The 26,103-nt window shown below is 46.0% G+C and carries 27 protein-coding genes and 2 pseudogenes; 10 read left to right on the forward strand and 19 right to left on the reverse strand.

The window, feature by feature from the left end; translation table 11 throughout:
* The first annotated feature begins 3 nt into the window (after positions 1 to 3).
* Positions 4 to 948 (forward strand): hypothetical protein, encoded by a 945-nt coding sequence (locus tag CHA6605_RS31415; protein ID WP_015158849.1) that lies wholly within the window; start codon positions 4 to 6, stop codon positions 946 to 948.
* A 27-nt stretch (positions 949 to 975) separates the two neighbouring features.
* Here the strand turns inward: CHA6605_RS31415 and CHA6605_RS37155 are convergent.
* Both CHA6605_RS37155 and CHA6605_RS07325 read right to left on the reverse strand, forming a co-directional pair.
* A pseudogene (locus CHA6605_RS37155) lies at positions 976 to 2,164 on the reverse strand (nucleoside recognition domain-containing protein).
* Between the two features lie 243 nt (positions 2,165 to 2,407).
* A pseudogene (locus CHA6605_RS07325) lies at positions 2,408 to 3,550 on the reverse strand (NAD(P)/FAD-dependent oxidoreductase).
* 335 nt (positions 3,551 to 3,885) lie between these two features.
* Here CHA6605_RS07325 and CHA6605_RS07330 point away from each other — a divergent pair.
* Positions 3,886 to 4,764, forward strand: coding sequence for a D-alanyl-D-alanine carboxypeptidase (locus CHA6605_RS07330; protein ID WP_015158850.1), 879 nt, complete (start codon positions 3,886 to 3,888; stop codon positions 4,762 to 4,764).
* Positions 4,765 to 4,930: 166 nt separating this feature from the next.
* Positions 4,931 to 6,403 (forward strand): dihydroorotase, encoded by a 1,473-nt coding sequence (locus CHA6605_RS07335; RefSeq protein ID WP_015158851.1) that lies wholly within the window; start codon positions 4,931 to 4,933, stop codon positions 6,401 to 6,403.
* A gap of 52 nt (positions 6,404 to 6,455) precedes the next feature.
* On the opposite strand, the gene CHA6605_RS35615 is transcribed toward CHA6605_RS07335, so the two are convergent.
* On the reverse strand, positions 6,456 to 6,623 hold the full coding sequence (locus CHA6605_RS35615; protein WP_232432220.1) for a hypothetical protein: 168 nt from the start codon (positions 6,621 to 6,623) through the stop codon (positions 6,456 to 6,458).
* Between the two features lie 186 nt (positions 6,624 to 6,809).
* Between CHA6605_RS35615 and CHA6605_RS07340 the strand changes: the two genes are divergently transcribed.
* Positions 6,810 to 7,745, forward strand: a complete 936-nt coding sequence (locus tag CHA6605_RS07340; RefSeq protein WP_015158852.1) for a Dam family site-specific DNA-(adenine-N6)-methyltransferase — start codon at positions 6,810 to 6,812, stop codon at positions 7,743 to 7,745.
* A 43-nt stretch (positions 7,746 to 7,788) separates the two neighbouring features.
* Here the strand turns inward: CHA6605_RS07340 and CHA6605_RS07345 are convergent, their stop codons facing one another.
* From CHA6605_RS07345 to CHA6605_RS07390, 10 genes are all read right to left on the reverse strand, one after another.
* Positions 7,789 to 9,162 carry an IS4 family transposase gene (locus CHA6605_RS07345; RefSeq protein WP_015158054.1) on the reverse strand — a complete coding sequence of 458 codons (1,374 nt, stop codon included), beginning with the start codon at positions 9,160 to 9,162 and terminating at the stop codon, positions 7,789 to 7,791.
* An 88-nt stretch (positions 9,163 to 9,250) separates the two neighbouring features.
* Entirely contained in the window at positions 9,251 to 9,478 is a 228-nt protein-coding gene (locus CHA6605_RS07350; protein WP_015158853.1) for a hypothetical protein, read from the reverse strand.
* A 159-nt stretch (positions 9,479 to 9,637) separates the two neighbouring features.
* A complete protein-coding gene (locus CHA6605_RS07355) occupies positions 9,638 to 10,009 on the reverse strand; it encodes a cupin domain-containing protein (protein ID WP_015158854.1) in 372 nt (123 codons plus the stop codon).
* A 171-nt stretch (positions 10,010 to 10,180) separates the two neighbouring features.
* Complete coding sequence (locus tag CHA6605_RS07360; protein WP_015158855.1) at positions 10,181 to 10,681, reverse strand: thiol-disulfide oxidoreductase DCC family protein; 501 nt, start codon at positions 10,679 to 10,681, stop codon at positions 10,181 to 10,183.
* 43 nt (positions 10,682 to 10,724) lie between these two features.
* Positions 10,725 to 12,902 carry a type I DNA topoisomerase gene (gene topA, locus CHA6605_RS07365; protein ID WP_015158856.1) on the reverse strand — a complete coding sequence of 726 codons (2,178 nt, stop codon included), beginning with the start codon at positions 12,900 to 12,902 and terminating at the stop codon, positions 10,725 to 10,727.
* Positions 12,903 to 13,015: 113 nt separating this feature from the next.
* On the reverse strand, positions 13,016 to 14,821 hold the full coding sequence (locus CHA6605_RS07370; RefSeq protein ID WP_015158858.1) for a hypothetical protein: 1,806 nt from the start codon (positions 14,819 to 14,821) through the stop codon (positions 13,016 to 13,018).
* A gap of 50 nt (positions 14,822 to 14,871) precedes the next feature.
* Positions 14,872 to 15,633: a hypothetical protein gene (locus CHA6605_RS34990; protein ID WP_015158859.1), complete on the reverse strand. Its 762-nt coding sequence runs from the start codon at positions 15,631 to 15,633 to the stop codon at positions 14,872 to 14,874.
* A gap of 135 nt (positions 15,634 to 15,768) precedes the next feature.
* On the reverse strand, positions 15,769 to 16,242 hold the full coding sequence (locus CHA6605_RS07380) for a hypothetical protein (RefSeq protein ID WP_015158860.1): 474 nt from the start codon (positions 16,240 to 16,242) through the stop codon (positions 15,769 to 15,771).
* A 190-nt stretch (positions 16,243 to 16,432) separates the two neighbouring features.
* The gene (locus tag CHA6605_RS07385; RefSeq protein ID WP_015158861.1) at positions 16,433 to 17,074 is read right to left on the reverse strand and encodes a Fic/DOC family protein; all 642 of its coding nucleotides are present in this window, start codon (positions 17,072 to 17,074) and stop codon (positions 16,433 to 16,435) included.
* The gene (locus CHA6605_RS07390; protein WP_015158862.1) at positions 17,074 to 17,322 is read right to left on the reverse strand and encodes a hypothetical protein; all 249 of its coding nucleotides are present in this window, start codon (positions 17,320 to 17,322) and stop codon (positions 17,074 to 17,076) included. Before CHA6605_RS07390 ends, CHA6605_RS07385 begins: the two co-directional genes overlap by 1 nt.
* Positions 17,323 to 17,901: 579 nt before the next feature.
* Here CHA6605_RS07390 and CHA6605_RS07395 point away from each other — a divergent pair.
* From CHA6605_RS07395 to CHA6605_RS07410, 4 genes are read left to right on the forward strand one after another with little or no spacing between them, the layout of a single operon-like run.
* Positions 17,902 to 18,276 carry a four helix bundle protein gene (locus CHA6605_RS07395; protein WP_015158863.1) on the forward strand — a complete coding sequence of 125 codons (375 nt, stop codon included), beginning with the start codon at positions 17,902 to 17,904 and terminating at the stop codon, positions 18,274 to 18,276.
* Positions 18,277 to 18,318: 42 nt separating this feature from the next.
* On the forward strand, positions 18,319 to 19,029 hold the full coding sequence (locus CHA6605_RS07400) for a Uma2 family endonuclease (RefSeq protein ID WP_015158864.1): 711 nt from the start codon (positions 18,319 to 18,321) through the stop codon (positions 19,027 to 19,029).
* A 38-nt stretch (positions 19,030 to 19,067) separates the two neighbouring features.
* Positions 19,068 to 19,292, forward strand: a complete 225-nt coding sequence (locus CHA6605_RS07405) for a hypothetical protein (protein WP_015158865.1) — start codon at positions 19,068 to 19,070, stop codon at positions 19,290 to 19,292.
* Entirely contained in the window at positions 19,286 to 20,338 is a 1,053-nt protein-coding gene (locus CHA6605_RS07410; RefSeq protein WP_015158866.1) for a tyrosine-type recombinase/integrase, read from the forward strand. The genes CHA6605_RS07405 and CHA6605_RS07410 overlap by 7 nt, the downstream gene beginning before the upstream one ends.
* 55 nt (positions 20,339 to 20,393) lie before the next feature.
* On the opposite strand, the gene CHA6605_RS33820 is transcribed toward CHA6605_RS07410, so the two are convergent.
* From CHA6605_RS33820 to CHA6605_RS07430, 6 genes are all read right to left on the reverse strand, one after another.
* Positions 20,394 to 20,543, reverse strand: a complete 150-nt coding sequence (locus CHA6605_RS33820) for a hypothetical protein (RefSeq protein ID WP_198288451.1) — start codon at positions 20,541 to 20,543, stop codon at positions 20,394 to 20,396.
* Positions 20,544 to 20,560: 17 nt separating this feature from the next.
* Positions 20,561 to 20,734, reverse strand: coding sequence for a hypothetical protein (locus CHA6605_RS33825; RefSeq protein ID WP_157259901.1), 174 nt, complete (start codon positions 20,732 to 20,734; stop codon positions 20,561 to 20,563).
* Between the two features lie 77 nt (positions 20,735 to 20,811).
* Positions 20,812 to 21,378 (reverse strand): hypothetical protein, encoded by a 567-nt coding sequence (locus tag CHA6605_RS07420; RefSeq protein WP_015158867.1) that lies wholly within the window; start codon positions 21,376 to 21,378, stop codon positions 20,812 to 20,814.
* A gap of 149 nt (positions 21,379 to 21,527) precedes the next feature.
* Positions 21,528 to 21,695 (reverse strand): hypothetical protein, encoded by a 168-nt coding sequence (locus CHA6605_RS33830; RefSeq protein ID WP_015158868.1) that lies wholly within the window; start codon positions 21,693 to 21,695, stop codon positions 21,528 to 21,530.
* A 41-nt stretch (positions 21,696 to 21,736) separates the two neighbouring features.
* On the reverse strand, positions 21,737 to 22,693 hold the full coding sequence (locus CHA6605_RS07425) for a DUF4394 domain-containing protein (RefSeq protein WP_015158869.1): 957 nt from the start codon (positions 22,691 to 22,693) through the stop codon (positions 21,737 to 21,739).
* Positions 22,694 to 23,369: 676 nt separating this feature from the next.
* Positions 23,370 to 23,876, reverse strand: a complete 507-nt coding sequence (locus CHA6605_RS07430) for a hypothetical protein (RefSeq protein WP_015158871.1) — start codon at positions 23,874 to 23,876, stop codon at positions 23,370 to 23,372.
* Positions 23,877 to 24,108: 232 nt separating this feature from the next.
* Between CHA6605_RS07430 and CHA6605_RS07435 the strand changes: the two genes are divergently transcribed.
* Both CHA6605_RS07435 and CHA6605_RS07440 read left to right on the forward strand, forming a co-directional pair.
* A complete protein-coding gene (locus CHA6605_RS07435; RefSeq protein ID WP_041547739.1) occupies positions 24,109 to 24,366 on the forward strand; it encodes a hypothetical protein in 258 nt (85 codons plus the stop codon).
* A gap of 357 nt (positions 24,367 to 24,723) precedes the next feature.
* Positions 24,724 to 26,079 carry an APC family permease gene (locus CHA6605_RS07440; RefSeq protein ID WP_015158873.1) on the forward strand — a complete coding sequence of 452 codons (1,356 nt, stop codon included), beginning with the start codon at positions 24,724 to 24,726 and terminating at the stop codon, positions 26,077 to 26,079.
* Positions 26,080 to 26,103: the final 24 nt, after the last annotated feature.

The following is a 26,103-nucleotide window of genomic DNA, read 5'->3' on the forward strand; positions in this document are numbered from 1 at the left end:
TCGATGCTGACAGCAAATAGTGCCAGAGTGAGACAGCCGCGTCTTCTGCCCTCGTCCGATCTAGCTCCACTACCATCCGAGCAGAGATTCGATCGGCAATTGGCTGTCAAAGATCGATCGGCACCGGAAGTATTTTTAAAAAATGGCACCATTAGTCCGGCGACAGATGGGTTTTGGCGACAGCCGATCCCTGCCAGCGTGCGCTACGAATCAGCCAAGCTAAATGCAGCAGGAGCTTTGTTCGATCTCAACTACAACGTCATTACTAGCAATAGCGATCCCCTGACTGATGTTTATGTCCCTGCTAGCTGGCAGCAACGCGTCGGCGGCACTCAATGGCTAGACAGAGTAAGATTTCCGATCGACTTTGTGCTAGCCGATGCTGGACGCAACAACACCCCCAATAATCCACTTTGCACCGTCAACAAAGACACAAAACAGAGCCAGTGTTTTAACAGTGTTGCTCGCCCCCAAGCGGGCACCCCAATTTTTGCTTATCGCTCTGGCAGTCACGGTGGTTCTGGTCTTTCTGGTGGCGATATTACTGGTGCTGCGTTACGCCGACAGCGGATCGAACATGCGATCGGTATTTTGGTCTGGGCACGAAAATTTTTGAGTTCTCACAATCGCGGCTTTACTGCCCCCGCCGTCCGCGCCGATAAATATGCTAATGCTAAAACTTATGGTGGAAACAATCACAACCTCGTGATGGGTTCTCGTTTGGCACTCAAACCAGATGCTACTCCTCAAAAATTGGGCGTATCCTGTCCGCATCTTTTTCCAGTGATTCAGGCTTTGAAACGCTATGGAGCTTACGTTGTCGATGACTCTGCCTGGGATGTCGTTTATCTGTCTACCGATCGAGCAGCCGCTAAAATGTTACAACCGTGTAGAAATGATTTACTAAAAATCTACCGTGCGCTCCAAGTTGTGACCGTTCCCGATTGACGAGAGGGATTAATCGATTTGCTAGATCTAAATACTCAAAAATAGCCGACCACCCCAAGCTAAAATTAAGGTGAAAATAATTGCGGCAGTTGCTTGTCTTATCATTAATCCTAGCGCGAATCTAATCGACTGTTCGCGGGCGATCGTTAGTGCCGTCACCAAGCAAGGTAGCAACACTCCCGCCAGATAAACAGCCGTGAGAATTTGCAAGGGAGATAGTACCGCGATCGTTTTCGGTTCGGCGAATAGTAATAATCCATCTTTACGAATCGATGCCAAAATTACGGGTAATGCCGCATCTGAAGGTAGCTTAAATAAACTCATAATTGGTGATATTAGTCCACCCAGAGCAGTTAAAACGCCCAACCAGTCAAGTATAGACGCGATCGCTGAAATAACTAAAAAGATTGGAATTGCGTTAGTAAGAAATTGCTCGATCGTCCCCTTAGCCTCGCGCCAAATCGTTCTCCATTTGGGTATTTCTAGAAAAACTCGTCGTTCGATCGCTAGCTGATTTTGGGCGGAACGCGCTCATTTTGGGGCAATCAGACGGGTGTAAATTAAGGTTGTAAAGGTTAGATAAAGTAGATAAGGAATTATCAGAAACGATCGATTCGCAGCACTAAATACCCCCAGCGTGGCACCGAATTGGTAGGAACATGCCGAACCAAAAGCGATCGCTGAAATACAAGTCTTGCGGGAGCAACTAGAGCAGGCACGGGTACTAATTACCGCTGGTACATTGCAGCCAAAACCCATGAGAATGCGGACTAAATCTCGTCCCGATAATCCCACTGGGCGCAATAATGGATGCAAAGCGATCGTGATGCGTTCGACTAAACCACTAGCTTTATATGCACCCAAAAATAGCGCGTAGAGGATGACTGTAGGTACAGCCCAGACAAATAATAATGGCCCCATCGTGACTAATCCATACCGCCCGATCGCGATTTCTTTGAGTAGTGATGGTAAGCTGGATAAGGCTGCTGTAATGGGTTTGATGATTTCCTGTACCAGTGGATCGGTAAAGAATCCCCGGCGTATCTACAAATGTAACCCCATCACCTAGATAGTTTTCACAGACAACGGTGGAGCCACGAAAGTTGCTGCTGTAGGCAGATTTTCCAGTCAGAGAGGCAATTAGTTGAGATTTACCAGTATTTTCTTTGCCGATAATGACGATCGATCTTTGAAGCGGTGGGGTTAGTAAAGGCATTGTAATCAGTTGAAAGTTGATAAGCTAAACAACATCAGTTTTTTCTGATGAAGACTCTATGCAATGGGTTGAGGATATTTGCTTCGTTCGAGTACCGCACAAGGGTTGTTCGCGGAGCGTTCCCATAGGGTAATCAGTGCTAGTGTCACAAAGTCCGCCACGGGGACTGAATTTCTTAGTCCGCGTAGGCGGACTTTGCATCATGAGCGGCGATTTCAATCGCTGTGCTGTGCTGTTTTTGATTTAACAAATACAATCGTTGTCACAACAAGAGAGATCGTCGAGGAACATCCCTTCATTGCGATAGACGGCTAGAGCAGCCGGATCGATATCCAGACGACGCGCGATCGAATTTGCCACCACCGCAAAGCGTTGACGGAACTTGTAGATAAAACAGAAAATCGCTTTATCGTGGCGCACAGAAGGGCCGACGACAAATAGCCCAGGCGTGATGGTAGACTCATCTTCATCGTTCAACCTGGCATAGCCATCCGACCAATTAAATAGATGGGCAATTCGTTTTAAACTGCCCTCAAAGCCAGTACAGATAATCGGTTGCGTCGGCGAAATCCACTTGTCATATTCGCTATGGATGGCATAACCACCAGGTACCGCCGTTACTTCTTCAATTGCGGCACCCCCAATTAGTTCTAACCGCCCTGTCGAATAACACAACTCGACTCGCTGCAATGTATAAGGGGAGAGCGAAACACTCGGATCGGGGTCGGCATTGCCCCAGGTGCCACTACGTTGGCGTATAGCCTACCGGAGGTAATCGAGTACTGTGACTTTTTTCCCCAAAGCTACCAAATTTACCGCCGCATCCATGCCACTTTCGTACCCGCCCAAAATCGTAAATTCATCCCCCTGAAGTTCTCTCCAGGAGCCTACTTGAGAATTGTGGAGACACAGATCTGCCCCAAGAAAAGGATTCAAATTTGGATACTGAAATTCTCCGGCTGCCCAAATCACAAACTGGGTGTGAATAACACCATCTGGCACCCGAATCCCAAACCCGCGACATTGAGGCAATACTTCGATTTTTTGGACTTCAACGCCTGTATGGACGGGTAAGCTCATTCGATCGGCGACCATTTCTAGGTACCTTGCATATTGGGTACCATTGAGGTGTTCGCGCCGGAAACTAATTGCGGGGGAGGTTTTACGGGCGATCGCGTTTAAGTCAAGCTGCCCAAACCCATGTGCCGGAAAGGATGGAGTGATAAAATTCATCTCCTGCGGCCATCGCCGAAACGATTCGCCGATTTGATGCCGTTCGAGAATGGCGAAATTCTCCAATCCCAAATCTCTCAACACTACCCCCATCCCAATTCCTGCCGCACCTGCACCAACAATTACCACATCATAGATTTCTGATTTTCTCATGAGGATGGGAACACAAGTGTAATTTCAAGAATGATAATCATTCTCTTATTTTAATCCTAATCGCAGATCTCAGATTGGGATTCCTAGCTTAAAATCGCTTGCTCCTCTGGCACAGATGCTCCGCCAACAGGGTTGTCGGCATTGTTGTCGATTGGCTGGATAGCTCGATTTATAGCGTTATGAGGCTAAAATTGCAAAATAATTTGAGAATGATTATCATTTTTATGATATATTCTTGGCTGACGGCTCAAGAACCTGTAAGATAAGTTCATATTTCTTCAAATAAGGGAACTCTTCTTTAAGATTGCTCTCATTAGTAACGTTAAGACTCACGAATGCGCCTCAATCAAAAGATTAAATATTACTTTTACCGATTGCTCTCAGCCTTTGTAGCCATCGCGATCGTCGCTAGTTCCTTTACACTAGATCGAAGGGCATCAGCCCTAAACCCACCACCACAGCAGGTTAGGCACACCTCAATCGCTAGTAGCCCGAACATTTGTCCGAGTAATCTCAGCTTAGTATTAGATCCGATCGTCAACGCGCCTACCTTTGCCGAAGGGGAGTGGGGCGTACTGGTACAATCCCTTGCTACGGGACAAACACTGTATCAACATAATCCAGCGATATCGCTCATCCCCGCTTCTAATATCAAACTGCTAACTACCGCAGCAGCAGTGCAAAATGTCCCCAATCTACCACCGCTCGATCTGGAAGAATGGCTGCGAGCGATTGGTTTGGTCAACCGCGATAGTAATAACGGACAAGCGAATCGACTCCTGAGCCGGATGGGTGGGGTTCAAGCCATCAAGACAGCGATCGCGCCCTTGGGAGTCAACCCTGATACCTATAGACAGGTAGATGGTTCGGGTTTATCCCGTAGCAATCGAGCCGAACCGACGACCTTTGTTAATCTACTTAGGGGTATGTCCAATCTACCAGGAAATAAAATTTTCTACGATTCGCTCTCGATCGCGGGAATGAATGGCACGTTAAGCAATCGCCTTACAGATCCCTTCCTCCAAGGTAGAGTCCATGCCAAAACCGGAACCCTCAAAGGGGTAAGAACGCTCTCTGGCTATCTAGACAATCCCAATTACGGCAAAATGGTATTTAGTATCATGGTCAATCAGTCGGGATTATCGGGAAAAGTGATGACCAAGGCGATCGATGAAATGGTTTTGGATTTGGCACTGGTGAAAAACTGCGGTTGAGCGATTGAGGCTCGATCGAAGTTAAGGGTTTGGAGATTTCATTTCCGATCGTAAGTTAACCGCTCGCCCACAAACTAACCAGGCAAACAACTCACCCTGCTGTGGCTCCCCGATCTGGTGGTGGCGACATTTGCCGAACCGAGTTTTCCGATGAAAGGACAAATTTTTGACGGCAAGTTCCTATAATGGAAGCAGTATTCCCTGGTTTAGCATGACCCTATCGCCCAACACAACATTATCGATCCGCAACGCCAGAGTTTTACTCCCTGATGGGAGCTTCCAGTTAGCTGATGTGTGGGTGGAGGGAGGTGTGATTCGCGAGATTGGCCCAAACCTCGCTCGATTCCGCACAGCGGAGGCTTCTGCGCAGGCAGAGGCTACGCCAACGCCAACGGCTGATACTGTCATTGATGCTCATCAGCTCACCCTGCTACCTGGTGTAATTGACCCCCAAGTGCATTTTCGCGAACCAGGATTAGAGCATAAAGAAGACCTCACTACGGCATCCCGCGCCTGTGCCCGTGGTGGCGTGACCTCCTTCTTGGAAATGCCCAATACCAAGCCCCTGACGATTAATCAGACAGCTCTCAACGACAAGTTGACCCGCGCTGCCCAAAAATCTTTTGTGAACTTTGGTTTTTTCATCGGTGCTACGTCCGAAAACTTACCCGATCTCCAAACAGCGACACCCACCCCTGGCATCAAGATTTTCATGGGTTCGATGCATGGCGATCTGCTGGTGGATGAAGAAAGTTCTCTCGATCGCATTTTTGCTACTGGTACGCGCCTGATCGCCGTTCATGCCGAAGACCAAGCCCGGATTGCCCAACGGCGCAAGGAATTTGCTGGGATTACCGATCCAGCCATCCATTCAGTGATTCAAGACAATCAGGCGGCACTCAACGCCACCCAGCTTGCCCTCAAACTGTCCAAAAAATATCAGCGAAGGTTACATATTCTGCACCTTTCCACCGCCGAAGAAGCCGAATTACTACGTCAGGACAAGCCAGCTTGGGTGACAGCAGAAGTCACGCCGCAGCATCTGCTCCTGAATACGGGCGACTATCAAAAACTGGGGTCACTGATTCAAATGAATCCCCCTATCCGGAGTGCCCATGACAATGAGGTACTGTGGCAGGCACTTCAGGATGGCGTAATTGATTTTATTGCTACCGATCATGCGCCCCATACTCTGGCAGAAAAGGGTCAGGCGAATACCACAAATCCAGCCGCTGAAGATGCCTCTTCTACAACCGTTTTTCTGGAGCCTGCCAAGGTGCCGTCAGGAATGCCTGGTGTGGAAACCTCTCTGCCGCTGATGCTTACCCAAGCGATGCAAGGGCGATGTACTGTCGCTCAAGTTTCCCAATGGATGTCTACGGCGGTGGCAAAGGCTTATGGAATTGTCGGGAAGGGAGCCATCGCCCCTGGCTACGATGCTGACTTAGTACTCGTAGATTTAGATAATTACCATCCGGTATTGCGCGAAGAATTACAGACCAAGTGTGGCTGGAGTCCGTTTGAGGGCTGGAATTTGACAGGCTGGCCTGCGGTCACAATCGTTGGCGGACAAGTGGTCTACGATCGAGGTCAATTTAATCAGCAGGTTCGAGGTCGAGCTTTGACATTCAACGCCTAGCGTTCCATCCAAAATTATTTTAGAGCATTTGCCCGAACGAATTCGTACTGCTCTAATCGATCGTGCTGCTGAAATTGAATACCCGATCGAAGCAGTTGTGGAGATGGCTATCGCTAGTTTTTTGGACACCGAGGCTTTGGGTTTTGCTGATTGTAAACCAGGGCGTGGACAGTAGCATTTTGAGCGGAACGGTCAACCCATTAACGATGAAGGTACACATTTCAGCCGATCGATCCGGCGATTTCGGTTTGGTCGATCGATCGCACTCACCACTATCGACAGCAAGATCGTTACGAGTATCTACCTGAATAGTTGTTTGATAAATAATGTGACTCGTCAGACACTTTCTCCTTCTATTCTAAATCTCGTGATAAACTCCTGTAAGCTCATTTGTTCTTTTGTCACGATGGCTAATCTACCTCACCCAGTTCAATATCAGGGCAGTAAGCGAAACCTCGCGGCAGATATTCTTAGGTTTCTGCCCAATCAAGTAGAGAGGTTGGTAGAACCTTTTGCGGGAACTGCGGCAATTAGCATCGCTGCTGCTGCCGAACAAAGTGCCCGAAATTTTTGGTTGAACGATTTGAATAAACCACTGATAGAATTATTCAAGCTAATTATAGAGAATCCAAGTGATATAGCAGATGCCTATGCAGAGATATGGAGTGAACAACATGCTGATTCGATCGATCATTATTTTCAAGTTAGAACAAAATTCAATCAAACAAAAGATCCAAAACTGTTTCTATATTTGCTAGCACGATGTGTAAAAGGAGCTGTTCGTTATAACTCGGCAGGATTATTTAATCAAAGCCCTGATAAAAGGCGAAAAGGAACACAGCCTGCAACCGTGAGAAAAAATATAGAAGGGGTGTCCAGACTTCTCAAAGGCAAATGTCAGTTTACATGCCTGGATTATAGACAAGTACTAAACCAAGTCCAGAATCGTGATTTTGTTTATATGGATCCCCCTTATCAAGGTGTGTGTGGAAATAAAGATTCAAGATATTTCTCTGGAATTGACTTTGAAGATTTTGTTTTAGCCCTTGAAGATCTAAACGAAAGAGGAATAGCATTTGCAATTAGTTATGATGGCAGGCTAGGCAATAAAACTTTCGGCAGGGTATTACCTGACAGCTTAGGACTCAAGAGAATTGAAATCGAAGTTGGAAGATCTTCGCAATCAACACTACTAGGTAGAGATGAAACAACTGTAGAATCTTTGTACCTATCACCAGATTTAATCAGCCGACAATTTGCAGATCTGACAAGCTATATTAGCAAATCGCCAAAGCAATTGACTCTCTTAGAAAAACATGGACAATTCTCAACAGCTACCTGATGACTTTGTGCAACTTTGTCAGTCGGTGACCATTAGTGACAAGTTAAGAAGCGATCGCACTTGTCAAGCGGGCTTGAGGCGATGAGTCGAAGAAAAAATTGTCTGTTCGACTCATAGAATCAGGAAAAGGTGCAATAATTAACTTAACATTAGGTTTACGAACAGTTTTAACAATACCTAAATCTTGATTCTCTGGGGCAGCAAAATAGGTGACTGGATTGGCAGCTAAACCTTTATGATGAGCTACATGAAAATGATAAAGACCTCGATAAATCATCTCTAAAGAAATGCGGTCGAATGGGAGAGATAATTCATCAGCTACAGCATCACCTAAATCGACTAGAACTGCATAAAACAGCCAAGTCCCCCACATCTGTAATTTAATTCCATTAACTGAACCAGTCCATAAATAACTCAACCCGAGCAATCGTTTAACAGTATTAAAAGCCTCTTCAATTCGCCACCGTCTTCCGTACAAATCGGCGACTACATAGGGAGGAAGATTCAATGGGTCGAGTACACTAGTTAGATAAGAATACCAGACTTTACCCACTTTAATTTCGACTAATCTTACAGTTATATATGGAGTCTTTTTGGTGCCAGACCCCATCCGCACTATTCGGTCACGGATACTATAACTATTGCTAAATACTCGTTCTATCTGTAGCGATGCACCTTTTTTTAATCGAGTAATAAAATGAATATCTCTGTTAATTAATTCTTGCCAAAATTGGAAATGATAGAAGCCTCGATCCAAGAGCAATAAAGTGCCCGATGTTACTAAATTCAGGATATCTTTCTCAAAATTAACATCTGAAGCTTTGGGATTTTCTCTAAACCAGATTTCAATCGGCAATCTCGTCACCAAATCTATGACTACTCCCATTTTTCCCGCTAGTTGTCCGATTGGCACATCAGATAAGCTATCTAATTTCTTGAATATCGCTTCCAATGTGGAGCCATCACATGCCCAAATCCGCTCAAATTTTGCTTGAGCAAATTCAATGCTTTGTGGCAACAATCGCTGTTTTCTCTGGTGCCACTTCACTCTAAATTCTGGCAGTAATTCCTTAAACACTCTCTCAAATAACTCAGATGGAAAGGTCAGAAATCTTTGTGCAATCGCCTGTTGACTTACTTGTGTTGGCTCACACCACAAAAATCCTTCTCGCCCTAACATTCGGCTTAGTTCTCTGACTCCTGGCACATTCCGCCACAGTAGCGTCAGCACTGCTGCCATCATCAAGGGTAAATTTAACAGCCGATTTCTCAGCCCTAATTGTCGGTAGTAATGACTTTGATTGAAAATTGCTGGTGTCAATAAAGCCTCTACTTGAGCGGCGATGATCTCATCTTCCACACCTGGTTGGTGGTTCTTTTTGGCGTGGTCGCGGTTACTTCTTCGGCGGCTGGTCATCAGGCCTCTATTCCCTCAAACTCTTGACTAGAAACAGTTTGGCATCTTTTTATTACCCTTTTGACAAATCTCTGATTTTCTTAACTTGTCACGAATGCCCCATAGCCGCCATTCGCTTGGTAATCCCATCAGATGGTGGAATGCGATTTTTAGTGACACTTGCCAATTCTGGAACAACCTGACCCATTAAAATCCCAAAATCGACTGCCAGACACTCCGCTAAGTTGACAGTTTCAATTGCGCCGGAATTAAGTCGATCTAAAACATCAATTGGCACATCAATCGGCTTGAGCGATCCTTTTCTAGTTACCATCATCTAAACGTAGTTATCTCGATCGTACTTTTGATAGGTTTGATTACGGTTAAAGGCTTGTATAGAATTCGATAACATATTGACAAAATCCTTGGTATATACGAATAGTGGAAAACAACAAATTGACCGATCTCTACACAGGAGTAAGTCATACCTACCAAATCAACATTCCGGAACTCGATCTGGAAAAGATATCTCCAACACGACACAACCAAGATCGGTTTTGAATGGCCCATGAATCTCGCCAGGTGGTCTACTGGCGTAATGACCAGTCTCTAGCCACAGATCGAAGGCTAGATCGTAAAGACGACCGCTAATGATGAAAATCTCTTCAGGATAGTTGTGACTTTTTGCACCGAAACTAGTCGTATCAGCACCAGGATAAAACCGAGTTAAGCGGGTGTATTCACCAGTTTCGACATCTATGCTGAGAGTCAGTTCTTCGACCATTTCTTCAAGCCCGGCTATCGATTTCCACAGGCTTTGATTTGCTCGATCCAATGGGTTCCAATACTCGATCGTCGATTTTGGCATATTACCTCATTTTAAGATTGCTGTGGCGGAATCTCACTGGTGTGACCTGCGATAATTTGAATCGAGTCACTAGTAGAGATCGCCTAAACACGGGTAAATCGAATATTTTGTTCGACTGGAGTAACTTCATAGCTACCTAATATGTGCATCAAATTTGAGCTTGCGTAACCATCATAATTTGCTCCCATTGTCGATCGCACAGCCATCGTCACAAAACCCTCTATCTTTGAGCAGTTGCTGACGCTGGGCAACGATCGTTTGCAGATTAGCGCGCCCAGTTAGCAGCAGGCGGTAATCAGCCCAAACACCATAAAGTATATCTGCCACTCTGCCGATAACAGGCAATTTAGTCACCGCATAAATCCAACCGATACCCAAAATATCATAGATTTGGCGAAATACTTCTACATCTCGAACGATCTCTCCATTCGGCAACACCGCATGAATGCGTCCCATCGCCGTCTCAAAGTCGATATTAGCGTTGTCAGCCGGATCGTAATCTTCGGCAGCGATATCAACAAATTTTATCAGCCCGCAATCGCCATCTTTGCGCTTTAAAAAGTTGACTTCTCTCACACATAGCGGGCAAGCACCATCAAACAGTAGTTTGATTTTCCATGTCGATCCAGCAGTTTGTTGTTCCGAAATGGTGTTTTCTTGAAGAGGTAGCATTTTACTTTTAGTTGCGTGTTTGATTTGAGGAATTGAGATCGAACTATTGTGCTTTTACCTGGCTCGATTTAGCCGCATCCGCGCCGAGATTACCCAATTTTGGACTCCACCATTGCCCCTGGTTCCCTCGAAAATAGGCGATATCTTTGTGTTTTGGTCTAGTTCGAGCTGCTGCATCCGAACATCGCAGCATCGACTTGGCTTGTCCATCCTTAGTATAATTGTATTCTTCCAGCGGCTTCTGGCAAACTGGACAAGGATGTTCGGTTAACTTTGGCGGAGATGACTGCTCGGTTTTCGGCTGTGGGAGTTGCCATTCACTCGTTCGCTCCGACCAAAACATCACCAACCCTTTACCCTCAGCATCTTTGCAGCCATCCTCACACTTGAGGAAATACCCCTTCTTTACCTTCTTAGTAGGTACTTTGGACATTGGTTTACTGCAAGTCGGACATTTCGAGCGCGATTTTTCCAGTTCCTTACCTTGGAACGACCCATAGTCCTGCTCCGGTAGATTCTTGGTAGCCTTGCTTAATGCTGGCGCAAAATAACTTCGGTTCCACTCAATCAGGTAACTTTGCCATTCCTGCTGACCCTTGGAGATTGCATCGAGTTGAGTTTCCATCCCAGCAGTAAATTCCGATTGAATCAACTCTGGCAAAGCTTGTATGAGAAAATCATCTACTTGCAAACCAACAGTCGTCGGTTGCACTTTACTCTTCACCAGCTCGACATAATTACGTTGCTTGAGGGTGGCAATAGTCGGTGCGTAAGTCGAAGGACGACCGATCCCTCGCCGTTCCATCAGTTGGACGAGTTTTGGCTCACTGTAGCGTGGTGGTGGTTGGGTTTGTTTCTGCTCGTGACTGACATTAGCTGCGGTGAGTGGTTGTTTGGGTTGTACGCTAGGTAGCACGGCATCACCGCTAATATCCTTCCAATATTTAGCATAGCCCGCAAATTCCAGCATCTGCCCTCTGGCTTGCCATTGAATCTCACCAGATTGAGTGACGATCGTGGTTTTGCGAATCTGAGCAGGTTTGCATTGAGAAGCGATCGATCGCATCCAAATCATTACGTACAGCGCAAATTCATCCGCTGAAAGCTGTTGTTTGAGTTCGCTTGATGCTTTGGTAATATCCGTCGGTCTGACCGCTTCGTGGGCTTCCTGAGCATCTTTAGAACTGCGCTGTTTGGCGACTTTCGTAGGTACATTATCTCGATCGTGAGCGAGTAGCCATTCCCGTGCCGCTGTACAAAAATCCTGACTGAGTTCGACAGAATCAGTCCGCATGTAAGTAATTAACCCCGCCTCATACAGCTTCTGGGCGACGGACATCGTATGTTCAGGGCTGAACTTCAAGCGCGCTCCTGCGGCTTGTTGGAGCGAGGATGTGATAAATGGGGCGGGTGGTTTTTTAGGCGCGAGTTTACCTTCGATTGTGGAGACTTGATGCGAGTTGGCTTTACCAATTGCCACCAACCTGTCAGCTTCCGCTTGACTTAATACGCGCGTCGATTCGGCGACTTTTTCTGTCGCTCCCGCATCGTCGCTGGTTTCTTCGTCTGCTACTGGCGAAACAGTTTGAGCCGTGCCGTTATAGAATGCGCGGAAACCTTCAGCATAGTCTACAAATACCGACCAATAATCTTGGGGTTTGAAGGCTTGAATTTCCCGCTCTCGTTGGCAGACTAGATGCAGGGTGGCAGATTGCACCCTCCCGACGCTTTTTGCACCGTTATTGAGTCGCCAGATGAGGGGCGATCCTTTGTAGCCTACCAATTTGTCCAGACAATCGCGACACCTACCCGCCTCTACTAGAGCCATATCGAGCGATCGCGGACTGGCAATTGCTTTTTTGACAGCGGATTCGGTAATCTCTTGATAGACCACCCGCTGGGGCTGTTTGAGCTTCAATACCTGGGCGATATGCCAGCCAATTACTTCACCTTCCCGATCTGGATCTGAGGCGATGAAGACTCGATCTGCTTGCTTTGCTGCGGCAATTAGTCCGGCTATTGTTTGTTTGGCTCTGTCGTCGCGGGGGATGTAGCGGCAATCGATTGTCTCTGCACCCAGATCGAAGCCTAACGCACCGTCCCCATCGTTGGCGAGTTGGCGAATATGCCCGATTGAAGCCTTGACATCCCAATCCGATCCGAGGATGCTTTTGAGCTTTTTAATTTTGCCAGCAGATTCAACGATGAGCAGATTTCGCATAAATATCGATACTTTTGAGATTATTAGTTAACTCAGATGCTGCCGATCTCAAGTTATCCAGATTTCTTGCAGTTGGGGGAGTCGAAACCTCAATAGTTACTCGGACATTCATATTAGCTCACTCCCATTTGTTTCATAGCTTTCCACAGATTAATTCGGCGTTTATGCGCCACTTTCCATTGCGCCAAAAGATTTTCATAATCCTGTGGTGATAGTTCCTTCAACGCAACCATCCACTGAGCATGTGTGGTGTACTTACCATTCTGAACTGACTCCGGTTTAGGTACAAATTGGTGAAGATTTACTTGCCAATAATTCATCACCAGATCGAACAAACGATCGGGTGCAGATGCTTTTAGATACTCCCGTCGAGATTCATCACTTTGACTAGAGAATTCTTGAGGGCGAATCACCACTCGATCGAATTGAGGATAACCAGATTCTCCTTGGTGATAGATCTCCGTCAAATCTTTAGTCAATAATCGCAATCGATCGTAATTCTCGCCTAATTGACTTCGATCTCCAGGTAGACGATCGAGCCATTGAGTTATTTGCTCCTGAAACCAACTTACACCTTTTTGACGATCGTCAACACTCTCAATCAACCAACAAAGCCACCAGCTATCGACTTTTTGCCAGCTATAAGATTTCGTGCGACGAACGACATAATCTCGCCAGGATGTAAACAAAGCTTGACGAGTAACTTCAGATACAGGGACTTCAACAAAGGCGGCAAACATCCTCGACCAATTAAACCATCGATCGATCCCTATTTGTTGGATCTCCAGTGCATTCGCTCTTTCAATTTGATTCAATCCCTGTGCAGTTTGCTGATAATAGCGCAGCAATGTATTGATATTTGCTGAATTGCCATCATAATATAAACCTGAAATAGCTACCAACATCGAAGTTTCCGGTGTCCAGGATATATCGCTGCGAGTGGGCTTTAGTAATGAATTGATTGTTTCTTCGATCGCCACAAAACTTTCTGGATAATCCCGATCGTTCAATAACTCCTCAATAATCGGCAACCCATTTTGCCACTGTTGAGGAATCGTTGTTCGTAATTGTTGTAGATAGCGATCTGGTGCATATTGCTCGATTAAATCTAAATAAAACTGCTGCCAGCAAGAATGTATATCTGCTAATACACTCTTCCAAAGAGTCGTTTCTTTGTTGGTTGTTAATCCTGCTAAGATAATTTTCCGGTCTGCTTCAGATAACTGAATTAGAAACTCAAAAACCGTATCACTATTTAATTGTACTTCCTGAAATTGCTGCTCGTATTCGCGAATACACTCTGTAAACTGAAAAGCATCTTGTCCTTGCTCCCGAATAGTTAACCACTCACTTCCCAATATACAACGAGTTAAATGCTGCTCTAAATACAAACCATCGGTAATTTCCATCCAATCTGGAATGCCTGAAACAACATCTGTTTCTGCGTCCAAAAGTGCTGTGACAAAATCGGGTTCGGGGCTAAATTCATGCTCGAATGCGATCTCGATTAGCGGCTGCATCTTCTGGGCAACGCTCTCTAAATCTTCAATAAATGTAGTCTCATCAAAATAAGGTTCTTCCCAATCAGCCTCTCGAACGATATATTTTCCTTCTTCTTCTGAAGCTTCGCCAACGATCTTATCCCACTCTCGCCAAAGTCCAGCCCAAATCTCAGCCTGTTTCGCCAGAGAGACTGTTCCTATAACAGTAGATTTCGTTGCTGCTTGAGGCGGTGATGGAGCAAGAATTTGTCTGATTGTTTGTTGGGTATCTGGCAGAAGTTGGGAAATAGCTTGCTCCTCTAATTCAGGAGATAAAGCTTCTAATAGTACATCAATGAATTGAGCAATTTCTGATTGAGTTAAAGCCTTGAGTAACTGATTCGATTTACTTAGATCGCCTGGATTTTGTTTTGACATCTTGATTTTCCCCTTACCCCCTAATCTGACTCAATGACATCAATAGATGTTTATGTTACTAGCTCCACAATCCAAATCCCCGCTCGACCGCCTTGGTGGCGCGCTTCGCGATCGTAGAAATCAACACTAAATTCTACCTCACAACTCAACTGACGGCGAATCGAACAGCCCGTATCTCCCAATAACAACCCTAGCCAGACATCTACCAAACTCAAACCCGACTGCTGCTGTAACTCCACTAACAACATCGAACCACATTCAGCCATTACCGCTCGAATCCGACTCGCCCACAGCTCGATCTCCTCTCCATGTGCAATCCCCAACACCAAGTCGGCTACCCGTGCCACCTCCATTTCCTCAGTTACTATCTCATCGCTAATTTCCGCCAAAGCCTCAGTCACCGACAGCTCGCGCACCACCGTCAGATTGTATTCCCGCTCGTATTCTGGCAACTCAGGAGCCTCAATAAACTGCTCCAAATCCACCATCATCGACTGTCGTACATAGCAATCGAACGCATCCAGCGGTAAAATCGGCTCCCGCTCTGGGTGAAATAGATATTCGATCTGTGAAAGCTGCATTGCCGATCGATCGGCATAAATCTCCCCCAACCTGCGGATTGCCTCCCCCGCAGCATTGAGCTTTTCTGCTGGAGCCAAGCAGTCAATCGACTCATCCACCTCATCCAGCAGCCCTAAGAAATCAGCCCCAACTGAATTAGTTGTGGCAAGATCGAGTCTATCCCAGATGGTGAGCTGGAGATGAGGGGAAGGGGGAAGGGGTAAAGGGGAAAGGGGGTTAGAGATTTGCATTTAAAGATTCAATTTGCTTAAATAGCAATATAAATCTGTTTGACTAATTGTATTCCAGCTTGCCAAACTCTCAAACCCTCAAAACTCTCTATTTTCATCTTTACCCCTTTCCCCTTCCCCCTTCCCCCTTCCCCTTTACCCTTTACCCTTCAAAAAACACCCTTGAATCGAGCATTGACTAGGATCGATCCGTACCTGAGCAGCAAACTTCTTAAACCCATATTCCGTCCCTAACACATCTAAAACCTGGCGTAGATACTCATGCACCTGAGAAGGCAACCACCCCGCACAGTGAACGGGAGCCACCATTGCAATTTTAGTATTCTGCTCCCAAATCTCCACCCCGATTGCGTGAATTGGTGAATCTTCCCTGTTTTCCCGCCACACATGCAGAATCCCATATTTCACATTGGGAGCGGAAACTTGATGTTTAGTTTCGATTCGTTTACGCGATCGTTTTTGGTTGATTCGATCGCGATTATTGATGTAAAATCGTCTGGCAGTACAAAGCTTATCATCCCAACAAGTCGGATGTTTGGCTCTAGCCTCAGCCGGACTCAACGGGGCACATCGCCGACATTTTTCAGGAATCTCTTTCGATCTAGCCACGATCTTGTTTATACCTTCTCCTGAGATAGCACACAAATTTAATCGACTGCATCTGTCGCATCCCGATCTAATGCCTGAGCTAGAGAAATCAGCATAAAACCTCCAAATACTTGTGTAACTTAGTGAATGTGCTCTAATTAGATATCATACTGTGTCCTCCAAATCCTGCTGAGGCTGATTTTTAGGTGTTTTAAGTCTCGCCCAACCCTCGTAACGACTTCAATGCCGATATTGACTGTTTGCGTTCGATTGCTGGTCGAATAAACGGCTTGAGGTAAGCGTCTAAATGTCCTTTGCTTGGGTCATTCAGTTCGGTCGTTAGTGCTGTCAGATAATTTGCCTTGTGTGTCTGTTTCCACTCGATACTTATTCCCGCTCGATGCGCTAGCTCTGCATGGAGCACCATAATGGTACGTCCATTGCCATCTAGAAATGGATGTGCATGAGCTAGTAGTCCCATTACTTCTCCAGGTAGTTCGCGCACGAACGGCAAATCTTGACCTCGATCTAAAGCATATTCGCCAGCACGTCTGACATCTCGTGGGTGGGCAAACATCCGCTCGTAGCCACCCTTAGTAATGTTGAGATCGGGAGCCGTTGCCAATCTGTCTTCACCAGCCCAAGGGTAAATATCCCCGAACAAGGTCTTATGGATGCTCAGAATATGCTTGTATTCGATAAATTGAATCGTTGCCAAAGTATCAATCGCGCTGTTGAGATTTTTCTTGAATGACTTTTGTTCGAGAGCCTTAACTGCGGCAACGTCTTTACTACCGTATAAATTCCGCAGGTAGCCTCGCTCCTCAAAGTCTCGAAACGGGTCGAAGGTCATTATTTTCGCTCGCGCAAGTACTGAAGATGCAGCAATCCGTTGTCTTTGCCCGTAAGAATTCCCGCCCGATCGAGTTCCAACAATAGCAGCTCTATCTCATCTAATTCGACCTCCGCATCAGAAAGTCGTGAGTATGTATCTGCTAACTCATCAAGTTGTGTTTTCTGGTAGGTAATGTCATGTTGTGCTGCCAGCAGCTCTATCTGCTGTTGAGCTGTTAAGTCAGCGATCGTGCGAACTGTAGTCATATTTAGGGGAAGGGGGAAGGGGTAAAGGGGAAAGGATAGAGAGAATAGTTGGTGGCTAAGGCAATCCAGAGCGCAACGCGCTAAACCCCTTTCCCCTTTAACCTTTACCCTTTCCCCCATCATACCACGCGATCGATGCTCGACAATATTGTCTAATTTTGGTCTAACGTATGGAAATGGATCTTTTCCGATGTTCGAGCAGTGGTATAATCTTACTAAGTTGGGGGAAGGGGGAAAGGGTAAGGGGTAAGGGGCAAAATGAAAATACTCACATCTTGCACCAGATCCAAAATCGTTAGTGAAGTGGGGTAAAGGGGAAAGGTTAAAGGGGAAAGGAATTCTCACATCTTGCCATCTATCCTTTACCCCTTCCCCTTGAAAGGGTTAAAGGGGAAGGGGTAAAGGGTAAAGGAAGGAACGAGCCGATCGCCAAAGTGATGTGTTCTCGTTCTTCATTTAACCCAAAAAGATTGCCTGATCGGGTGACTCTTAAAATCCTACCCCTTACCCCTTCTCCTTTAACCCTTGCCCTAACACAACCCCTTACCCTTTCCCCAGACATCACTAGTATCTATATTGGTGCAAGATGTGAAAATAGAGAGTTTTGAGGATTTGAGAGTTTGGCAAGCTGGAATACAATTGGTTAAACAGATTTATCTGGTTAGTAGAGAAGGAGAATTAGGTAGAGACTTTGGATTAAAAGACCAATTAAGACGCGCTGCTGTATCGATTCCCACAAACATAGCAGAAGGATTTGAAAGGAGATCCCGCAAGGAGTATGTAAATTTTCTCAACATTGCAAAGGGTTCTGCGGGTGAAGTTCGTAGTTTGTTGAGAGTTGCCCTAGAAATTGGGTATTTGAATGAGCCAACTTATTCTCAATTATCAGATCAGGTTGTTGGGATTTCTAAAATGCTGTTTAAGCAAATTGAATCTTTAAATGCAAATCTCTAACCTCCTTTCCCCCTTCACCTTTACCCTTTACCCCCACAACCTATGTATCAGTACCAATTACCCAGATACTTACCGACCGCAGACGAACTACCTAATTCGGACGATACCCCAGTGGATAACGAACTCCAAGAAATTATTCCTAGTCTGCTGAAGTCTATTTTACGAATGCTCTGGAAAGGACGGATGGATTGGTTCTTTGGGATCGATATGGGGATTTATACCGATCCAGAACAACCACCGATCGTTCCTGACGGCTTCTTGAGTCTTGGTGTCGAACGCTCCTTCGATGAAAACTTACGACTGAGTTATCTGCTGTGGGAAGAAGAAGTACCACCGATTTTAGTATTGGAAGTAGCCTCCACTAAACCAGGTGGAGAGTACACTACCAAGCTCGATAAATATGCCGAACTAGGTGTACTTTACTATGTTATCTACAACCCCAAACGTCGCCGCAAACCTCGGTTAGAAATTTATAAGCTGATTCAAGGCAAATACGAGCTTGCCACCACCAACCCTTTATGGATGCCCGAAATTGGCTTGGGAATTGGTGCCGAATGTGCTGAATATGATGACTTAACACGGGAATGGTTGTATTGGTATGACGAAAAAGATCGGCGTTATCCTACCCCATACGAACAAATCGAACGTGCCGATCGCCAAACCGAACTCGAACGCCAGCGTGCTGATGATGCCGAGATCCGTGCCCAAAAGTTGGCGGCTAAATTACGCACTCTGGGCATCGACCCCGACTAATTATGTCCAGCCACTTACCAACCACTGGAAATAAAGCTATGTTGAAAAGCTATGAAGCGATTTATGAAAATGGTAAGATCGTGTGGTTAGTAGATCGACCATCGGTACATTCTGCCCGTGTTGTTGTGACAGTGCTTGCAGAGACATTACTACCTACTACCAAATGTCGAACATTTCCAACTGAATTGGCAGGAACGGTTCAAATTTTAGGAGATATCGTCAGTCCGATTATTGACGGGGAGGATTGGGATCGATCGTGCTAAATACTCCTACTCCCCAGCTTATCAGATTCCAGCAGCCGTCCCCAGCCGAATTAACCACCATAGAACGAGATAATCTCTGGGCGGAATTTGGGCAATTGAAGATTGCTGATAGTACTCGCAAACAGTACGTTAAAGCGATTGAGAATTTCTGTCAGTTTGCTTATAGTGGCTCTGCGACTCCAGAGACGATCTCGGAATTTCTGAAACTCGATCGATATGCGGCAATTGAAATGGTATTAAGGTATCGTCGTCACTCGATCGATAAAAACCTTGCCCCCAGTACGATTAATGTCCGGCTGGCGGCGATTAAGAGTTTAGTGGACATGGTGCGGAAGCTGGGTAAAACCACGATCGATCTCGGCGATATCGAGAGCATTCCCGCTGAAACCTATCGCGATACTAGGGGGATTTCGGTCGAACAGTTTAAATTGATGTTGGAGGCAATCGATCCGAGTACGTCGATCGGGGTAAGAGATTATGCGATCATGCTGTTATTCTGGGGTAATGCGCTCCGGCGGGGGGAAATTGCTAGTGCGAATATTGAGGATTTTTTGCCCCAGCAGCAGAAGTTGACGATCTTAGGAAAGGGGAAACGAGTGAAGGTGGCGATCGATCTGACTGATAGCGTCAGTTATGCGCTGGAAGAGTGGCTGAATTTTCATCCGTGCAATGCGCCAGGACAGCCGCTGTCTTGTCGCACACAACCTGGAGGTTTCCTCCAGGTCGATGCGCCGCTGATTGTTTCTTTGAGCCATAACTGTTATGGGTCGAGGATTGCTGGGGATAGTATCTATCGAATCGTTCAAGGGTATGCGGAGGCTGCGGGAATCGAGCGGCGGGTGTCGCCGCACCGATTGCGGCATAGTTCGATTACGGCGTTTTTAGATGCGAGTGGGGGTAATCTGCGGGCGGCGCAAGCTTTGAGTCGGCATAGCAATCAGAATACGTTGAATTTGTACGATGATAATCGACGGCAGGAACAAAAAGGTGCTTCTGGGATGTTGGAGGATTTGTTGGTGGGGACTGGAGGGAAAACGAGCGACTAAAAGGATAGCTTAAAACTCTTCTACTCTTACTTACTCGAAACTTTTCACTGGCATTTTAAAGCATGGCAGTGATTTTGGCGGATGTCGTAATCGGCAGATCGGCAAGATCTTGCCACGGGAATTCTCCAGTTGGATCGAGATAGACAGTGGCACTGCCAGCCCGTCGCCCAGCTTCGATCTCGAACACATAATCTCCGACCATCACCGATTACCTATGGTAGGCTACGCCAACGATCGAAGGATGCGCTCCAACAAGGGTAGCAATTGCCAAATCCCGTCTGGACTTGGCTTTGGCGGACAACAATGGCGACTCAGGATCGATTCTGTTGGGAAAAATTCAGCTAATCCGCAAGCGAATAAGGTTGCCTGGGCATTGGGTTTACTATTGCGAGTCAAGATGCCGATCCGATGTCAACACCCACCACTGTTTCCACGTTCATCATCTTTTTAGCGTGTTAGACATTACTCGCAAATTAGCTCCAACCGTCTTTTACTTTAACGTTAAATACTTTTCTAGTTGCACTTTCAAAATAGTGAACTGAAACTTTATTAGTTCCGATGTAGCCATTTCTATAAACCTTGTACCACTTACGTGGTTCGATCTTTCTTAACTCTCTCGCTAGTTCTCGGTGATTTATCTCCACTTTTTGGGTTCCATTTGGTGCAGACCGAAAGCCTTTAGGAAAATCAGGTGACTTATTAAGAGAAGAATATACATTCCTTCCGGGTATATTTGAAGACTTTGGACTCTGGCTTGGGGTGTTAATTCTGCCACGGCCAACAGCAGCACCACTGCCACCTCCACCAGGCCCACTTTCCATTCTCCGCGCTGTCAGCGTTTTTGGGAGCAACCCCGATCGAGCGTCGCTCTGATATTTTGTAGTAGCTAGAACTAATTCACTGGGGAGATTTTGAAAATGGCGATCTGTTTTTAATGGAGTGAATTTTTGAGTAGCGATCGCTTTGAATAAGGCGATCTGGAGGATTAAAAGCGATGCTCCACCGATCGTCAATAAACGCTGAAGAATGAGTTTTTTCATTTTACACACTTCTAAAATTCTTAAGTTTAAGTGATGTAACGCAGTTATTTCAAATGGTTTTAGCTATGGTAATAAACTACTAATGATTCGGAACTAGACATCGATATTAGCAGACAAGTCAATCTTTCCAGTCTACCTTTTTAAACACTCTATTTCATTTGGCTGATGTCTGGATGAGATTGGATTAATTGTTCTAGCAATGTTGCGGCGATTACCTCCAGTTGAGGATGGTGAATGAACGAGGCAATCCGAGCATTGGCTGGAATCCCATCGGGCATCATACTCTCAAGCGATCGATCGAAGATAGTCACTCCCATTAGTTGTTCGCATTACATAGCCAACTGCTTAAATTGAGAGATTACTTACCTGTTTTGGCTGCAATGCTTTTGTGCTTGCGCCGCTTGAGCATCCAGCCAGTACCGATGCCCAAGAGGATTAAACCTGGGATCGAGGAAGGTTCGGGTACCGCAGTCGGGGAGATCGGGGCGGCGAGACCAGTCAGATTAAATCCAGCTCCCGTACCGATTTGACCGAGCGAAGTAGCGGCACCCGTACTGAGATCGATCGTATACAGAGAAGCTGCGGTGCTGCCATTGGGAGCGAATGCTGCAAAAGCAGTATTTACGCCATTACTGGGCGAAAAGATATCAAATCCACCTACCGTCCCAACATTGACACCTAAAGAGCCGATCGTGCCTAGAGTGCCATTATTTGGTGGGTTTTGGAGCACCAATGTATCTAGGTTGGAGTCGATATTAAATAGTTGAGTAGTGCGTCCAGCAGGTACTCCCGCAAAATTGTTGGTGTAGGCAGAAGCCGTAATCGTGGGGCTGACTCCGGCATTAGTGTCTCCAGCAGCATAGGCAAGGTTGCCATCGACGTTAGTTGCACCCAGACCACCACCTCCGATGCGAAGATTTTGCCCGTTAGCCCCTGTAATCCGCAGCGCGTCTGCTGCTGGATTGAAGTCTACTCCTGAAATCGTGCCACTATTAAAAGTAGGGGAGATCGTATTTACAAGAGTGGCGTTACCGCTGGCAGGATCGATCGCGAATACGCCATTATTAGTAATCCCGTAAAGCTGACCGTTAGCTGGGCGATAGTCGATCCCCAGCAGCGTAGCACTCAGATCGGCTCCAGTCACACCGCGCGTCGTCGTCGAATTAGGAGTAGCCGAATCGAAGAACACCAGTGTGTTACCGCCCGCTAGACCTGTGAGCGCGACTCCTGCTGCCGATCGAGCGACACTGACAAACTCAAACATCGTAGCTACGGAGAGTACTGTAATTAAGGTACCGAGCTTACTAAATTTCATCGTCACTTTCTTATTACTGATGTAGATGGATCTTGACAGCAGATGAGTCGTCAATGCGATCGATTTGATTCAGTATACGCAGACGAGATCCAAATGGATCTCTCCAATTGGATAGATTTAATTGGATAGATTTTCGATCTAATACAATTTGCCCAGACTCTAAATCTACAGTTGTCGATCGAAAACTCGAACGTAAAACCCGATTGCTGATTCAGTAGTACAGTGGATGATAGGTATCTACTCGCTACAGCTAACCAGATGAAACAAACCCGCTATATTACTACCACAATTCAAGTAGGTAATCGACTAGAAATCGATCTGCCGAATATTCCGATTCCGCAAAGCGGAGGCTACGCCAACGAGGTCATCTTGATTATTCCCGATGCTTCAGACTCTAACCTTCAATCCATCGATCGACGATCTTTTATCAAGCTATCGATTCTCGAAACAGATGCTACGCCAACGAAGAACGCCGTCGCATCTGAGCACAACAAGCCGAAGCCGCCATACCTTACTACCAACAGACCAAAGCAGAATGGGAACAATGGATTAACCTCGATTATTCAGCAAGCCCTAAATAACATCCAAAAAATGAGCCAAAGCCCAGATTGGGCTTTGGCTCGACGAGCGAGAAATTTCGCTAGCTGGAGCAGGTTTGTCGCGATCGATAACGGAGCTAGAATCGAAAACCAGCACCGACACTCAAGCCCGTACCTTGACCGCGATCGTTACTCAAAGGTACGATGAGCGAGCCTTTAAGACGGAGGCTATCGCTGAGATCGACATCGGCACCGCCGACCAAGCTAAAAGTTGTGGCGTTAATGTTGTTTGTGCTGTTGTAGTCTACAGAAGCACCAACGAAGGGTGTAATCGCAAGAGTACTGTCATTATTTCTAAGCGGGATATCATAAGTCAACGCAGTACCAAAGTCCGTACCATTGCTCGGAAAGTAGATAAATGGCCGTAAAGAGAGATTATCGCTGATGCTAAATTTAGAATCAACCCCAATCGCTGTTTGTCCGTTACCAAACAAAATAGATGGGCCGATCGAACTCTGACGTACTTGTACGGGACTTGGAGGAATTGGCGGAGGAGGGTCAATTTGCGCGCTAGCTGGTGTAGTCATGCCGACAGTCAGGATCGAAGATAGCAGTGCGACAAATGCAATTAGCTTGGTTTTCATTCTATTTGCTTTGAGATTTCAAATTTGTTGATTTTGTGAGGTATTTCGAGCACCTGAAAACAAGGATTGTCGTGGTGCATGAATTAAATATTCATATTGATAACTTAATGATTTTTAATCTATGTTTATATCCATCGATAGTTAGAGATCTCAACTAGGTAGTGCCTAACTAAAGTAACGATCTCAGCTTAAATTGCTGTGAGTAGATGGTGGAAGCAGCCCAAGTGTTATCGTGACTGGATCTGTCGCAGCAAAAATTCATGTCTATGGAGCTAGAATGCACAAAATCCACGATCTCCTAGATCGTTCAGTTCAAGTATTCAATCTATCATTCGACAGATTAAGGTTAGCTTCTGACTGGCTCGCCACTCGATTTAAGATCATAAATACTCAACCGCTCAACCTGAACCAAGCTCTCATCTGTATCGGGGCGGGGATTCCAGTTGTGATTCCAGCTCTACTATTCGATCGATTTGCACCGATGCGATAAATTTGGCGCAATCTATACAATCTTCGATCTAAAGGACGAGGGCTTTGTGTAGATATTCTTCGATCTAAAATAGTATTTAATTACTACAAAGATTGCAAACAAAGTATGCCGATCGGCAGATAATTTTGGTAGACAACTTGTTGCAAACTTTAAATTAATAGCACCACTTAAGATTTTCAAAATACTCGAAATAACAAGCTACAACCGGAATAGTATCTTTATTTTTGGCTAGCTTTTATGTCGAGTTTTTAATAATTTCACTCGTACATACGAGTGAAAAACCAATAAATATCCGATTGTAAATTTGTTGACGATCGAGAGTGCGCCAACTGCCAATCTAGTAGCCAAGGTAAAATTGTGACAAAGATCGAGCGACCTCACCTACTCGAAGCCTCAGAAAATATTACGGCGATACCAAGACACTCGATCGGGCTATTCGATGCAATCGCCTTGATTGTCGGATTAGTTATCGGTGCGGGAATATTTGAAACACCCGCATTAGTTGCGGCCAATGCTAACAGTGAAACTGACGTTTTACAAGCTTGGGGCTTAGGTGGAGTAATTTCTGTTATTGGTGCATTATGCTATGCGGAACTCGCTACCACGTATCCCAATATTGGTGGTAGCTACGACTACTTAAAACGAGCATTCGGTCGATCGATTGCGATTTTATTTGCTTGGGCGCGACTGAGTGTGATTCAGACTGGATCGATCGCCTTACTTGTATTTGTATTTGGAGATTATGCTACCCAATTATTCCGGCTGGGTACATTCTCGGCAGGGATTTATGCAGCACTGGCGATCGCTTTGCTCACAGCTCTCAACATTTTGGGTATCAAGCACAGTAAACGACTCCAAAACTGGCTGACGATTACCACCATCCTGGGACTACTGGCAATTATTATCATCGGTTTAACCTTTCCTGTAGACCCAATCTCTCCCGCTCCGGCTAATACCTCTGCTACGAGATCCTGGGGATCGGCGATGGTATTCGTACTGTTGTCCTACGGTGGCTGGAACGAAGCTGCTCAGATCTCCACCGAGATCGAGAATTACCGCCGCAATATCGTTCGATCGCTTCTATGGGGGCTGGGCATCATCACCGCTCTCTATTTACTGATTAATTTGGCATATCTCAAGGGCTTAGGGTTGGCTGGGATGGCTCAGTCATCAGCCGTTGCTGCCGATTTGATGCGACAGGCATTCGGCGAGCCAGGAGCCAAATTTATTAGTATCCTGGTTGTCGTTTGTACGCTCGATTCGATTAATGCCACCATTTTTACGGGCGCGCGGACTAACTTTGCGCTGGGGCAAGATGTTGCTACGTTCCGGTGGTTGGGTGTTTGGCAAGACCGTTACAATACGCCAACTTTTGCCTACTTATTCCAAGGGGCGATCTGCTTAGCATTAGTCGGACTCGGCACTGTCACTCGTGACGGGTTCAAAACGATGGTCGATTATACCGCACCGATCTTCTGGTTTTTCTTCTTGCTCAGTAGCATCTCGCTGCTGGTACTCCGCGTGCGCGATCCCGCGCGACCGCGCCCGTTTCGGGTACCGCTGTACCCGATTTTACCACTGCTATTTTGTGCTGCTTGTGGCTATCTGCTTTACTCCAGTTTGGTTTACACCGGGACTGGGGCGATCGTTGGCGTAATTGTCGTGGCATTGGGAATTCCCTTTGTCCTCCGGCATCGCCAGATCCAGCATTGATGATGTTGCCAAGCAAGTCCGATC

The organism is Chamaesiphon minutus PCC 6605, assembly GCF_000317145.1.
Classification (GTDB): Bacteria; Cyanobacteriota; Cyanobacteriia; order Cyanobacteriales; family Chamaesiphonaceae; genus Chamaesiphon; species Chamaesiphon minutus.